Source organism: Maribacter sp. BPC-D8, from assembly GCF_035207705.1.
GTDB lineage: Bacteria > Bacteroidota > Bacteroidia > Flavobacteriales > Flavobacteriaceae > Maribacter.
On sequence record NZ_CP128187.1, the window covers coordinates 1,519,499 to 1,532,930 of the forward strand.

The 13,432-nt window shown below is 32.7% G+C and carries 15 protein-coding genes; all 15 read left to right on the forward strand.

Annotated features, from left to right (window positions below; all coding sequences use genetic code 11):
* Nucleotides 1–5: 5 nt before the first annotated feature.
* On the forward strand, nt 6–395 hold the full coding sequence (locus QSV08_RS06945) for a hypothetical protein (RefSeq protein ID WP_324027676.1): 390 nt from the start codon (nt 6–8) through the stop codon (nt 393–395).
* A gap of 22 nt (nt 396–417) precedes the next feature.
* Nucleotides 418–1,158, forward strand: a complete 741-nt coding sequence (locus QSV08_RS06950) for an SDR family oxidoreductase (protein WP_324027677.1) — start codon at nt 418–420, stop codon at nt 1,156–1,158.
* An 18-nt stretch (nt 1,159–1,176) separates the two neighbouring features.
* A complete protein-coding gene (locus QSV08_RS06955) occupies nt 1,177–2,244 on the forward strand; it encodes a haloalkane dehalogenase (protein ID WP_324027678.1) in 1,068 nt (355 codons plus the stop codon).
* Between the two features lie 20 nt (nt 2,245–2,264).
* Nucleotides 2,265–2,900 (forward strand): SDR family oxidoreductase, encoded by a 636-nt coding sequence (locus QSV08_RS06960; protein WP_324027679.1) that lies wholly within the window; start codon nt 2,265–2,267, stop codon nt 2,898–2,900.
* Between the two features lie 44 nt (nt 2,901–2,944).
* The gene (locus tag QSV08_RS06965; protein WP_324027680.1) at nt 2,945–3,643 is read left to right on the forward strand and encodes a DNA alkylation repair protein; all 699 of its coding nucleotides are present in this window, start codon (nt 2,945–2,947) and stop codon (nt 3,641–3,643) included.
* Nucleotides 3,644–3,664: 21 nt separating this feature from the next.
* A complete protein-coding gene (locus QSV08_RS06970) occupies nt 3,665–4,567 on the forward strand; it encodes a haloalkane dehalogenase (protein WP_324027681.1) in 903 nt (300 codons plus the stop codon).
* A 10-nt stretch (nt 4,568–4,577) separates the two neighbouring features.
* A complete protein-coding gene (locus QSV08_RS06975) occupies nt 4,578–5,015 on the forward strand; it encodes a hypothetical protein (protein WP_324027682.1) in 438 nt (145 codons plus the stop codon).
* A 425-nt stretch (nt 5,016–5,440) separates the two neighbouring features.
* A complete protein-coding gene (locus QSV08_RS06980) occupies nt 5,441–5,782 on the forward strand; it encodes a hypothetical protein (RefSeq protein WP_324027683.1) in 342 nt (113 codons plus the stop codon).
* A gap of 469 nt (nt 5,783–6,251) precedes the next feature.
* Complete coding sequence (locus QSV08_RS06985; RefSeq protein ID WP_324027684.1) at nt 6,252–7,832, forward strand: phytoene desaturase family protein; 1,581 nt, start codon at nt 6,252–6,254, stop codon at nt 7,830–7,832.
* Between the two features lie 81 nt (nt 7,833–7,913).
* A complete protein-coding gene (locus QSV08_RS06990; RefSeq protein ID WP_324027685.1) occupies nt 7,914–8,324 on the forward strand; it encodes an immunity 70 family protein in 411 nt (136 codons plus the stop codon).
* 258 nt (nt 8,325–8,582) lie between these two features.
* On the forward strand, nt 8,583–9,608 hold the full coding sequence (locus QSV08_RS06995) for a hypothetical protein (RefSeq protein WP_324027686.1): 1,026 nt from the start codon (nt 8,583–8,585) through the stop codon (nt 9,606–9,608).
* Between the two features lie 292 nt (nt 9,609–9,900).
* Entirely contained in the window at nt 9,901–11,043 is a 1,143-nt protein-coding gene (locus QSV08_RS07000) for an alpha/beta fold hydrolase (protein ID WP_324027687.1), read from the forward strand.
* Nucleotides 11,044–11,076: 33 nt separating this feature from the next.
* A complete protein-coding gene (locus QSV08_RS07005; RefSeq protein ID WP_324027688.1) occupies nt 11,077–11,763 on the forward strand; it encodes a hypothetical protein in 687 nt (228 codons plus the stop codon).
* A 138-nt stretch (nt 11,764–11,901) separates the two neighbouring features.
* Entirely contained in the window at nt 11,902–12,438 is a 537-nt protein-coding gene (locus tag QSV08_RS07010; protein ID WP_324027689.1) for an ankyrin repeat domain-containing protein, read from the forward strand.
* A gap of 164 nt (nt 12,439–12,602) precedes the next feature.
* Entirely contained in the window at nt 12,603–13,172 is a 570-nt protein-coding gene (locus QSV08_RS07015) for a hypothetical protein (protein ID WP_324027690.1), read from the forward strand.
* The last annotated feature ends 260 nt before the right edge of the window (nt 13,173–13,432 follow it).

A 13,432-nucleotide genomic window follows, 5' to 3' on the forward strand; every position in this document is an offset into this window, starting at 1 on the left:
TCAAAATGAATAAAATATTTAAAACAATAGTTCTAATAGCAGGTATCTTAAACTTCCCAATAGGTATTATGATGATTGTACAAGCAATCTCTAGTAAAACGGGCGAAGCCTTAATAACCAATTCGGTAGCAGGTGCTTTTATAATCTTCGCGGGAGCATCACTAATTTGGGCGATACAAGAAGTAAACACAAGAGCACCCATAATCCTTTGGAATGGTTTTGTGCGCTTATTTAACGTATTTCTAGTATCCTATGCCACAACGGTTGGGGATGTGCCACAAGAAATGATATACACTACGGGAATGGATTTAGTATTAGCAATTGTTTTCATAATTGGTAGTGTAAAAGTTACTGGAACACCATTTTCAAAATTAATAGTAGGAAAAACAAATTAATAAAAACTTAAAATCAAATACGATGAAAAATAATATAGAAGGTAAAGTAGTAGTAATTACAGGAGGAAGTAGTGGATTAGGAGAAGCTACAGCACGTTTTTTAGCAGAAAAAGGAGCCAAAATAGTTTTAGGTGCTCGTAGACTAAATAAATTAGAAGTAATTGCTGATGAAATAAGAAAAAGCGGAGGAGCAATTGAAGTTTTAAAAACAGACGTTACCAAAGCTAATGAGGTAAAGGCATTAGTTAAAAAGGCAATTGACAGTTTTGGTAAAATAGATGTAATGATAAATAATGCAGGCATTATGCCATTAGCACCATTAGCTGCACTTAAAGTAGACGAATGGGACAGCATGATTGACGTAAATATCAAAGGGGTGTTATACGGAATTGCTGCAGCATTACCAGAATTTCAGAAACAAAAATCAGGTCATTTTATAAATCTTGCTTCCGTAGCCGGATTAAATGTGAGCCCAGGTGGAGCAGTATATAGTGGGACTAAATTTGCCGTAAGAGCTATTAGTGAAGGCTTACGAAAAGAAGTAGGTAAGGACATTAGAACCACCATACTTACACCAGGTCTTATAGATTCTGAATTACAACTAGGAAGCTCAGACGAGGCTACTTCTCAGTTTGTACAACAAGTATATAAAGATGCTATTCCTGCTATTTCTATTGCTAAAGCAGTGGCTTATGCTATTGAGCAACCTGATGATGTAGATATTAATGAGTTGGTAATTCGTCCTACAGTACAGGAATTTTAAACTAATAAAGGAAAAATTATGAAAAAAATTGTAACTAATTTATACAAAACTAATTTGCGAACATCTATGTTGAAACTTATTCAAAAAGCTCCAGTTATCTTAGCAGCTACCCTGATAATGGGCTCGACAACATTTATAAGTGCTCAAGAACTAAACCCATACGAAGGATACAAAATCCCTCCGCTTGAGATTTCTGCGAAAAATAAATATGAATATAATTATCTGGATATTTTTGGTTCAAAAATGGCATATATCGATGAAGGAAAAGGTGATCCGATTCTTTTCATTCATGGTACCCCGATGTCTTCTTATGTCTGGCGTAATATTATGCCACACGTTGAAAATCAAGGACGCATAATCGCGCCGGATTTAATCGGTATGGGTAAATCAGACAAGCCTGATCTAAAATATACTTTTGATGATCAGTACAAATACCTCAATGCTTTTATAAAAAAAATGAACTTAAAGAATATCACCCTTGTTGTACATGACTGGGGATCTGGTTTAGGTCTTCATTATGCACACCTAAATCCAGATAATATCAAAGGTATTGTTACTATGGATGCCGTGCTTGCACCAATGCAGCCTGCGGAAAGCTATGATTCTATGTCAAAAGTAATGGGAGACTACTTTCGTATGATCCAAACGACGGAAGAGGGTAAGAAATTTCTGTTAGATGACAATATGGTTGTAGAATATGAAATCCCTGAAATGATTGATAGACCGCTTAAAAAAGAAATTCACGATGTTTATCGTGAACCCTACAAGACAATTGAATCACGTACCGCTGTAATGCAATGGCCACTAGAAGTACCTGTAGGTGGTAAACCGGCAACAACGGCTAAATATATCTCTGAGTACAATGCTTGGTTAGAGAAAACAGATACTCCTTGGTTATTCCTCTACGCGACCCCTGGAATAATGAGTACGCCTGCAGTCGCTGATTACTGGACAGAGCGAGCTCAGAATATAGAAACTGTATACATTGGTAATGGCTTGCACTTTGTTCAGGAAGACCATCCCTTTGCGATTGGGCGAGCTATTTCTGATTGGTACCGTCGTTTGAATGCCTCGAAATCGAAGTAAATACAATAAAGGAAAAAAGAATGAAAAAAACATTAGTTATAGGAGCAAGTGGGCAAATAGGCAAAATGCTTGTTGAAAAATTGCTCCAAGAAGAAAATTCTGTAGTTGCCTTGGTTCGTAATGAACAGAAAGGGCAAGAACTTAAAAAACTAGGTGCAGAAATTGTAGTTGGAGACCTTGAAAACGATTTTGAACACGCTTTTAAAGATTGCGATAAAGTAGTATTTAGTGCTGGTTCTGGAGGTAATACAGGTTACGATAAAACACTTTTAATAGATCTATGGGCAGCCAAAAAGGCTGTTGATTATGCTATAAAAAATGATATACAGCATTTTATTATGGTTAGTGGTCTGGGTGCTGGTGATCCTAACGAGTTTGTATCTGACTTAAAACCATATTTAGTAGCGAAGTATTTTGCCGATTATTATTTATTAGAAAGTGGTTTAGCGTATACGATTTTACAACCTGGTAGTTTAATCAATGAAAAAGGAACGGGTTTAATTAGAACTAATAGATCTGATAATTTTAAAGAGTTAGTCATTCCAAGAGAAGATGTCGCTAATGTAATTACGTATTGTCTAGAAAATAACTCTACAAAAGGCAAAACATATGAGTTATTTAGTGGAAAGGAATCTATTAGAGAATCTTTAAGTTAATGAATTAATAATTCGCCCAACAGTTCAAAATTTTTAGAACAGAAATGCAAAACTATCTTCAAGAAATAGAAACAATCACTTCTAAAGCAGGTGAAACCGTTCCTTTACAAAGGAAAGCTTTTAATGCCGGCTTTAGTTTTAGCCTTTTAACTTTTAGTGAACAACTAGAGATATGGAATTATATCTGGACGAACACAAAAGTGTATAGAGCAGAAATGTTTTGTTTGTATTTCTTGGAGGAGCATATTAAAAACAAAGAAGAAATGCTTGTCTCTTGGTCAACGATTAAAGTATGGCAAGACAAAATTAATCGTTGGGAAACTAGTGATAGTATTTCAAAAATATATGCGCAATTAGTAGAATATGATGCAGCACTAATTTTGCCAACGTATAAAAAATGGAATACTTCTAAAAACCCATGGCATAGAAGGCAAAGTATAGTAGGTTTACTTTATTATAGCGCACATAGAAAGCACTATTTACCTTTTCATGTACTTATAGATTTGGTAGCACCTTTAATTTCTGACAAAGCGTATTATGTGGAGAAAGGAGTAGGTTGGACGCTTAGAGAAATAGGAAATATATACCCTAAAGAGCAGGAAGCATTTCTATTTAAAAATGCAACTAAAATTTGTGCTTATGGATATAGTGCAGGTACGGAAAAATGGGATAAAACTAAACGAGAAAAACTGAAGGAAATTAGAAAAGTGGGAAGAGTTTTAAACCGCAAAAGTTCAATTTAAAAATTTAAAAAGTAAAAAAATATGACAAACAAAAAGCAGATATCAGCAGCGTTTCCTTTTGAGTCTAAATTTCAAGAAGTATTAGATTCTAAAATGCATTATGTAGATGAAGGAGATAAAAATTCAGAACATACTTTTTTACTAATACACGGTAATCCTACATCCAGTTATTTATGGCGTAATATTATTCCGTATGTAAGTCCGTTAGGTCGTGTAGTTGTTCCAGATCTTATTGGAATGGGCAAATCTGACAAGCCAGATATAGACTACACATTAAAAGATCACATTGCTTATTTAGATGCATTTGTTGAAAAGTTAGGGCTAAAAAACGTCATTCTAGTAATACAAGATTGGGGTTCTGGTTTAGGTTTCAATTATGCCAATCAGCATAGAGGAAATGTAAAAGGAATAGTGTTTTTTGAAGCTATGGTTCAAGTTTCTTATTGGAAAAATACGACTAAAGAGACTGAAACACTATTCAAAAAATTTCGTGACCCTGTAGAAGGACATGAAATGATCGTTAAAAACAACTTCTTTATTGAAGCTATGCTACCTATGATGGCAGGCAGAGAATTAACTAAAGAAGAAATGGACCATTACCGAGCTCCTTATTTGGAAGAAAAGAGCCGTAAACCACTGTTTATGTGGCCAGGTCAAATTTCGTTTGATGGTGTTCCAAAATTCACCACTGACATTGTTAATTCATATAATGAATACCACAAAAATTCAGACGTTCCTAAGTTGCTCTTTTATGCAGAACCAGGACTCATAATTAACCGAAAATTAGGAGAACATATAGCTGAAACATGGAAAAATGTTACTGCAGTAGATTTAGGTGAAGGAAAGCATTATCTACAAGAATCACATCCACACGAAATTGGGGAAGGTATTGTAGATTGGTATAAAAAAATATTAAATAAATAAAAAGATAAAAATGAAAACCAATTTTAGTTTAAAACAGTTTGCTATAATCACACTAATAACCAGTATTTGGATACATGTTTCAGAAGTTTTACGTGCTGTTTTATTAGTATTCCCTAGAATGCAATCCTTTTTTGAGGGTAAAATGGTAATAGGGCAAATGGAACTTGAAAATATGGTTATCTGGACCTTATGGGATACACTGTTAACCATTATATTGGTTTTCATTTTTTGGCTTTGTGCTAAAGCTTTTGGCAACACTACTAAGGCTATTTTTATAAGTGCAACAGTAACAGCTTGGGCAACTATCGGCATATTTTGGATAGCAACTGTTAATACAGGTTTAGGAGAATGGTCTACAGGCATTTTGGCGATACTATTTGCTTGGATTGGTCTCTTAATTGGTGCATTTATAGCCTCTAAACTGTATAAGACTGGGCGTTGGGTTTAATTCAGGTCAAGCGACTAAAGATTGGTGTGATGTTCAGATGCCAACAAAAACCAGATCATTCATGCGTTGACCAGACCGAAGAATAAAGAAGCGACAACATTTTATTTTTCAGGTTATAAAAACAAAACTGACCGAGGAAATTGGATTGATGCGAATGAACATTTTTGGTGGTGGAAAAACTCGAAAGCAAAAAAGGAATTTGAATCAAGCATATTGAATAAAATTGAGCAAAAAATAAAAACTCAAGCGCTCAACACCGATTAAAACATATTGCAGGCTATAGGGCTAAACAAAAAAGTCCGTGTAAGTTTATAATGCCGCGAATAAACTTAGCCTTCAAAATAAAAAACTAAACCAATCTTAACCAAGTACCAGTTTAATTAAATAATAAAATTGAGCTCAAATTTTGACCGAAATAGCACAAAATGAAGAAAAAAATAGTACTTGCCTTATTACTGATTACAACAGTTATTTCTGGTTGGCTAATAATAGATAAATTAGACCTACTTGATATTCCATCAAATAAGAACGACCATTATGCCGCATTTGAAAAGCGAAAAATAGAATCAAGAACAGATATCAATGACTTTGAAAAAGAACTATTAAAATCTGAAATTGATATTAATCGTAAGAACACAAAACAGAATTCAACCATAGCATATAATACTCAAATTATAGCGTTGATCATCATAGGTATTCAAATAGTTGCATTTATACTTGTATTACTGATGCCGAAAAGCACACACAGTAGTATTAGAGGAGATTAAACTGCTTTTTTGAATTAGTATTATTAAAATCTAAACTAATAAATTAGCTCTCAGCACAAACCCCGTAAAGGGGTATTTAAACGTAATTTAGTAATTGAGATTATATTTTAGATGTAGTATTAAATACACATCAAATAATGTACTACTCTAGCAAATTTGCACTGAAGTCTTTTTATAGATTTAAAATTTCGGCGAAACAACTTTCGAAATCCCCTATTGCATTGCATGTGCTAAGTTGAGCAAATTTGCTGTTTCTAGGCAGATTTTTTACAATAGATATAAATCTAAAATGTACTGTTGACTTTAGGTCTAAAAGCAAATATAAATGTATTTATAAGGGACTGTAAGCGGTTACTTGTATTAAGAAAACACTGTCATTTATTTTCTCCATTATTTATTAAATAATCTTAACTTCAAACCAACAACCAAAAACAAGAACCAAACAATTTTAAAACTTAGAACCAATACTATGATTCAATCTTATAAAAAGAAGCCAGAATTACAAGAAAAGTATGATAGTATTGTTATAGGCTCAGGAATGGGTGGTCTTGCTACTGCTGCAATTTTGGCAAAAGAAGGTCAGAAAGTTCTTGTATTAGAAAAGCATTACACTCCGGGTGGTTTTACACATGTTTTTAAGCGTAAAGGTTATGAATGGGATGTAGGCATACATTATATCGGAGAAATGCAGCGAGAAAGCAGTCTCTTAAAGAAGTTGTTTGACTACATCACTGACGGCGAATTAAAGTGGGCAGATATGGGTGATGTTTACGATCGGGTAATTATCGGAGATAAACATTATGATTTTGTAAAAGGAGCAAAAAATTTCAAAAAACAAATGATTGCTTATTTCCCAGAGGAAGAAAAAGCAATCAACAGCTATGTAGATTTAGTTTTTAAGGCAGTAAAAACAAGTAAAAACTATTACATAAGCAAAGGCATAGCACCTGTTTGGAACACCCTATTTGGCAAATATCTTAAAAAGCCATTTTATAAATTTTCAGACAAAACAACTTACGAGGTTCTAAGTTCATTAACGAAGAACGAAACACTAATAAAGGTGTTGACCGCGCAGTATGGTGATTATGGTTTACCGCCAAAACAAAGTAGCTTTTCTATGCATGCTTCTGTAGTGCGTCATTATTTTGATGGTGGTAGTTTTCCGGTTGGTGGATCTTCTCAAATTGCAAAAAAAGTCGATCCCGTAATCGCAGCTTCTGGTGGTACCATTTTGGTAAGTGCAGATGTAGAAGAAGTTATTATTGAAAATAATAAGGCTGTTGGTGTGCGCATGAAAGATGGAAAAGTTTTTCATGCAGATAACGTGGTTAGCAACGCAGGTGTAATGACAACTTACAATAAGTTATTGCCATCAGCTACAGTTAAAAAACATCAACTAACCGAACAATTACAAAAGGTAAACAGATCTGCAGCCCACGCCAGTTTATATATTGGTTTAGAAGGCACGCCCGAAGAACTTGGTATACCAAAAACCAATTATTGGGTCTACCCAAAAGACGGTGATCATGATACCTGCATTAACAACTATTTAGAAGATATGTCTCAACCTTTTCCGTTGGTATATCTTTCTTTTCCTTCAGCGAAAGATCCAGATTGGGCGAATCGCTACCCTACCAAAAGTACCATTGATGTAATTACATTGGTACCCTACGAAACATTCGAAGAATGGGAAGGCACACCATGGAAAAAAAGAGGCGCAGAATATGAGGCTAAAAAAGAAGAATTTGCAAAGCGATTATTAAAAGAAGTATACAAACAATTACCACAAGTTGAGGGTAAGGTAAATTGCTACGAATTATCTACTCCCCTAACTACACAGCATTTTATAAATTATGAAAAAGGGGAGATTTACGGTTTAGATCACACTCCCGCTCGATATAGACAACCATTTCTTAAACCTAAAACTCCCATCAAGAACTTTTATTTAACGGGACAAGATATTGTAACCGCAGGGGTTGGTGGTGCACTTTTTTCTGGCGTTTTAACTACCATGGCAATTACTGGTAAGAATATATTGAAAAAGGTTTAAAAAACAGCAAAGGGATTAATACGTATCATTTAGATTGTAATTAGCGCCATTAATCCCTCGTAAACAATCAACACATTAATAATGGCAGTTTATTTAAAAACTAGTAATCACTTATTTGAAATAGGAACAGGAGATTTCTTTATATCATTTTTCGATACCATTGAATACCGGTTAACATCAGGTTCTGAAACGAATAAATACCCTATAATTTTAAATGATTTATATAATGGTCATCTCACATTTGAGAATTTAGAAAAAGCTGAAATAGAATTGAAGGACATTCAAGAAAGATTGAAAAAATTTAAACCTTCAGAAGTTATTTGGGATAAAAATGACTTAACTAAAATACCCCCTTGGGGAGACAATATCAGCGACAACATAACTGACTTATCTAACTACTATGTTACATCTGGCGGTAAAGATTTAATTGAAGTTATTTTTACTGCTATCACGACAGCTAAGTTGAAAAAAAGCGGAATTACCATTCAATAACCGCTACTCAAAAAAGCTTAGCGTTATTTCTGCACTTGGTATTTTAGATATATGCTATTCTAATATACTAGGAAGGCAAGATAGATCTATACGTATGTTTAGCGAATGCAACAATTATTCTAAAATGATTGTATTAAGGATTAAATAAATATATTAAAATAAAGTTATTTAATAGCGGACTGCAGAACGTAAGCTAAGGCTTGCAAACTACTACCCTACTCAACCATGTAATCAATTGTAATGAAAAAATATAAAATAATGATATTCATAATTATCGGACTTCTATTTTTCGTTCAGCAATGTACCAGTATTAATCTGCTACCCAGTTTTGTTTCTAATGAGAATAACTACAAGTATTTAAGTACAGGTGTCAGTTCTGAAAATTACGTAATCGACTCAATTACAGATAAAACATACTTATATATTACCTATGACACCATCAACAATTATTTTATTGTAGATGATGGATATCAGCAAATAAAAATAAGCACTAACGGTAGTATACTATTCAAAACGTCAGACAAAACAGCCGAAATGCCATTTAAAACACATTATGTATTTGGTGACAGTACCGTCTATGATTTTTCACAAAATAAAATAGAGCCTGAATCTTACTTCAAAAGAATAAATGCTGATACAGAAAAATTAGAAAAAAAATGGATTACCATTTTTGAAGAGTTTTACAATCAAGCTTCTACAGTAGTTTATGGTAATAATGATATCATCTATTTAAAAATTAATGAAGGCTGGGTGGCACTGCACACCTCTGAAAATTATTATTTGGAGGGTGACAATAGTAGCGAACGAACTTTCGAAAATTATCCTGCAAAGTATAATCAACTTATTTTTCTAAAAGACACCAAATCTAATACCTATTCTGACTGGATGTCTCACTCGGGTTCTAGCATTGACAGAAAGTATAATGACTATGATTTTGAGCATTCTAATTATCCTGAAAATGAGTTTAATTACCAAAATAATAAGATTAAAAAGATTGGTTCAAAAAAAACGGAATCATCCTCAACATTTGCATACACACCCATAATCGCTCAATTTTTAGCTGTTGGTTATTATAAATTACAAAAAGGTGATGAATATGTTCGATTTAAAGAAGATGCCGTTAAGTTTCCGTTTTGGTTTTTTCAATCAGACGGGTATTTAAATAATTATACACTTCCTGAACAGTTTAGGGCAGAAACAGAAGTGTCTTTTATTCGGTATTCATATCCCACAAATGCAAACAAGAGTAAAAGTGAAGGACTTTATTTAGTTAAAAGAAAATAACTGATTAGCACCAAGTATACACATCATAAGAACTACGCGTCATAAATAATAATTATACAAAGACAAATAAAGTTTCAACAAAACAAAAAACGTACATATCTAAGCCTTTATAGCCAATTTCAATATTCGAAAGCATTACTCTTCAGCTATCTCAAAACATATCACTTAAATGGACCAAAAAGCAATTAAAATTCTACTAAAAACATTTAAAACTTCATACAATCTTCACATACCCCTACCCTACTAAACTGTTGAAATATTGTAAATTACCTGAAATAAACACAGACCAAAAATGAAGAAGTTCTATTTTACATTCTTAGCTATTTTCTCTTTAACGCTCTCCGCCCATTCTCAAACGATAGATACGCTAGTAAATGTTGGCGGCTTTAACATGCATTTCAATATAATGAAAGGTGTCGGAACTCCTATTCTTTTTGAAGCTGGTGGTGGCAATGACAGTTCTGTTTGGACTCCTATTTTAGAAAGAATACATAAAGTTACTGGTACTACATTAATTACCTATGACCGATCAGGGTTTGGACAGAGTGAATTGAATTCAGTATTAAAAAATGATTCAGATTTCGGAATTGAAAACGGAATTAAAGAATTGGAAACCGGACTTGCAAAATTAGGGTACAGTGATGATATTATTTTGGTATCCCATTCCTATGGCGGACTATACAATCTAGTATACGCAAGTAAACATCCGAAAAAAGTTAAAGCGATTGTTTTAATAGATGCTACGCTCAGTGATTTCTGGAATGAAGATTTCTTAGCGATGAGAGACATGTTTGTTGACATAAACACCATACCAAAGGGTACTGGCGATTATTACTTAAATTTCAATTACAATGAAATTATGCGTTCATTAAGAAACACGCAGTTTCCTAAAAACATTCCTGTTACAAATATTTTTCCAGATAAATCTGCTCCAGTATATCCTGAAGAATATGCTAATAGATGGAAAAAAGTCCATGTAGATTTAGGCACACAAAACAATAATGTAACTAACATTATAGCTGAAAGTAGCAGTCATGCTATATTTAATGATAACCCCGCTTTAGTTATTAACGCCATTATTAATGCCTATTCAGAAACATTAAATAAAGATGAACAAAATGTAGTATTGCAAAAGGCATTGGAAAATGCTATTGAGTTATCAATTGAAACTAAGGTTCATAATCGTTCAGAACATGATTTAAATACCTTAGGATATTCATTTTTACAAACCCAAGAATTAGACAAAGCTCTAGACATATTTAAAACAACTACCCTATTATTTCCTGAAAGTGCCAATGCTTATGATAGTTATGGTGAAGCTTTATTGATGGCAGATAAAAAAACAAAAGCCATTGAAATGTATGAAAAATCTATAGCATTAAATCCTGATAATGAACATGGAAAAGAGGTGTTGCTGAAATTGAAAAAAGAATAATATTCATACTTAATTAAACAAGAACTATAGACTATGATAAGAGATTTACAAATTGATTTTCAATGTTTGGTATATCAATCTGGTTATCCTCAAGAAATAGTAAAAAAAGCTAACGTTAGCTCTAATTTAATTCAAGAACTGTTTTTACGGCTTCTACTTGAATCAAAGAAAAAAATAGGTGGTAAAATTATGAAGGTTTGTATCTCACTAACAAAAGACGAGAAACAAATAAACTTCTGTTGTTCTGATGACATATATGATGTTGCTGTTGTTTTTTTAGAATTACCATTTAAAGATCTAAATCAGTATTTTGCATTGTCTAGCTACGAAAAATCAGACTTTTTATTGAAATGTATTGTAAAAACATTTCAAGAATTAAGTAAAAAAACTGATACAATAGATTTAAATCTTATTAATTCAATCGCCTTAAAATGTAAAGAAGATAAATTTGAAAATCATTATTATTTCGGGAAATTAAAAAGTGCTAAAAATAGAAAACATAAAGCTGGGTTGAAGGTTGAGCACGAAATGGACACCTTAAAGCTTTACATTGATATTTTAGATAAGGAAGAGAATCTAATAAAAAGGGAGCTCATAATTGAAACAGAACCAATATACCCTAAATATTATCCTTCTTTAGGTGGTGTAAAATGGACCGACAATGAAACTGTAGAAATGTTTAATCGTAAGAGAGAAATATTAAAAACTTTATCAATCTGAATTCTCTAAAATACGAATACCATTGCAACGTTATTTAAAAGCATCAGTTTAATGCTAAATCAAAAATTAACAGCTATTAATTCATTTCGTATATCACACAAGTTGTCCGTATTTATAAAAAAATACAACCAATAAAAAATGACTTTACAAGAACTTACTCTTCTAATTTATGAGAATACTATTTCTGACTTAACCGTACATAAAAATAACGGAGTTAACTTTTGCACTCATGATTCTTATGATAAAGGCAATCTACTCATATCCTATGCTGGGTACGGCTATCAAGAACATTACACACAAACCGAAATGACCAATTTTCTTTTAGAATGTGGTTTTAATATAGATGATAAACTAAACGCAAGAGCTAATGGTCGGTCTGCATTACATTGTGCAGTAGCGAACGGTCATTTTGAGATTGTAAAAGTGCTTATTGAAAATGGAGCTTTGGTAGAAATAAAAGATAAGAACGGTAATACACCATTATGGAATGCAGTTATGATGTGTAGAGGAAATGAACAGCAAAAAGAAATTATTAAATATCTGGTATCTAAAGGTAGTTCTGTAGACACAAAGAATAATCACGATTTATCACCTAGAGATATTATAAACCGTATCGGAGAAGGTATTGATAACAACCAAAACAAAAAAGAATGGGACTTAAGATTTTTACTTTAACATAAAAAGTTAGTTAAATTTCAATTCTTAGGAATATGTTTTTACTATTGTAGGTTTCCTGGTATTACATATGATGAAAATAATGACTATCAATCTTTTTTCGATAAGGTAAAACCGCTGTTGAAAAAAATATAAGAAAACGAAATTCTAAATACTTAAAAAATATGGGTCTATTTGATTTTTTAAAAAAGAGCGACAAAAAACAAGAAACTGTTCAATTACAATCTAAAAAAGAAGCGAACATTGCAAAAATCAAGCAATACATTAACATACCAGAGTCAATAGCAGATAAAGTAGCAGACATCGACAAGATCACTACTAATAAAGATTTAGATGTGGAGTCTCGAGTTAAAGAGCTTATGAAAATTTATGAATCGCTAACTGATGACCAAAAAAGAACTAGAGAAGGCAGGTATGTAATAGTACATATTGCAGAAGTATGTTTTTCTGAAAGATGGATCGAAGATGCTTTTGATAATTTCAATTTTGCAATGCAATTTAAAGACACTGTGGGTAATCCGTTTTTACACCTTAGACTAGGGCAATTAAACTATTTGGCGCAGAACAAAGACAAAATGCATGATGAGTTAAGCAGAGCGCTTATTATGGACGGAGAAGCTATTTTCAAAGATGAGGACCCAAAACTTATTGAAATGGTAAAAAGTGTTTTAGAAGAACCCGAAGATGGCTCTTGGGCTGAGTACGAAGGTCAAGATTGGGCTATAACTAAATAATAAACGCCCACTACCCCATTAAGTATGAATTAGGTTAATGTTCGTTTTATACCTGGTCATATTACACGGTTTTTTAATGACATAATAATTATGGATGCTATTATAAGTTTTTTCATTGACGTAATTTTTGAAGGAATTCTACTTAAATTTTGGAGTTTTTTGGGCAATACTTTTAACCGGATAGATAAATTCTTATTTAAGAAAAACAAGTAACATATTCAAAAGGGAAATCAACCAGATTAAAATCAGTAATTAGAACG

Coding starts and splice junctions, on each gene's coding strand:
- QSV08_RS06985 (WP_324027684.1), top strand. CDS start 6,252: ATGATTCAATCTTATAAAAAGAAGCCAGAATTACAAGAAAAGTATGAT.
- QSV08_RS06980 (WP_324027683.1), top strand. CDS start 5,441: ATGAAGAAAAAAATAGTACTTGCCTTATTACTGATTACAACAGTTATT.
- QSV08_RS07015 (WP_324027690.1), top strand. CDS start 12,603: ATGGGTCTATTTGATTTTTTAAAAAAGAGCGACAAAAAACAAGAAACT.
- QSV08_RS07010 (WP_324027689.1), top strand. CDS start 11,902: ATGACTTTACAAGAACTTACTCTTCTAATTTATGAGAATACTATTTCT.
- QSV08_RS06945 (WP_324027676.1), top strand. CDS start 6: ATGAATAAAATATTTAAAACAATAGTTCTAATAGCAGGTATCTTAAAC.
- QSV08_RS06995 (WP_324027686.1), top strand. CDS start 8,583: ATGATATTCATAATTATCGGACTTCTATTTTTCGTTCAGCAATGTACC.
- QSV08_RS06970 (WP_324027681.1), top strand. CDS start 3,665: ATGACAAACAAAAAGCAGATATCAGCAGCGTTTCCTTTTGAGTCTAAA.
- QSV08_RS07005 (WP_324027688.1), top strand. CDS start 11,077: ATGATAAGAGATTTACAAATTGATTTTCAATGTTTGGTATATCAATCT.
- QSV08_RS06960 (WP_324027679.1), top strand. CDS start 2,265: ATGAAAAAAACATTAGTTATAGGAGCAAGTGGGCAAATAGGCAAAATG.
- QSV08_RS06975 (WP_324027682.1), top strand. CDS start 4,578: ATGAAAACCAATTTTAGTTTAAAACAGTTTGCTATAATCACACTAATA.
- QSV08_RS06950 (WP_324027677.1), top strand. CDS start 418: ATGAAAAATAATATAGAAGGTAAAGTAGTAGTAATTACAGGAGGAAGT.
- QSV08_RS06965 (WP_324027680.1), top strand. CDS start 2,945: ATGCAAAACTATCTTCAAGAAATAGAAACAATCACTTCTAAAGCAGGT.
- QSV08_RS07000 (WP_324027687.1), top strand. CDS start 9,901: ATGAAGAAGTTCTATTTTACATTCTTAGCTATTTTCTCTTTAACGCTC.
- QSV08_RS06990 (WP_324027685.1), top strand. CDS start 7,914: ATGGCAGTTTATTTAAAAACTAGTAATCACTTATTTGAAATAGGAACA.
- QSV08_RS06955 (WP_324027678.1), top strand. CDS start 1,177: ATGAAAAAAATTGTAACTAATTTATACAAAACTAATTTGCGAACATCT.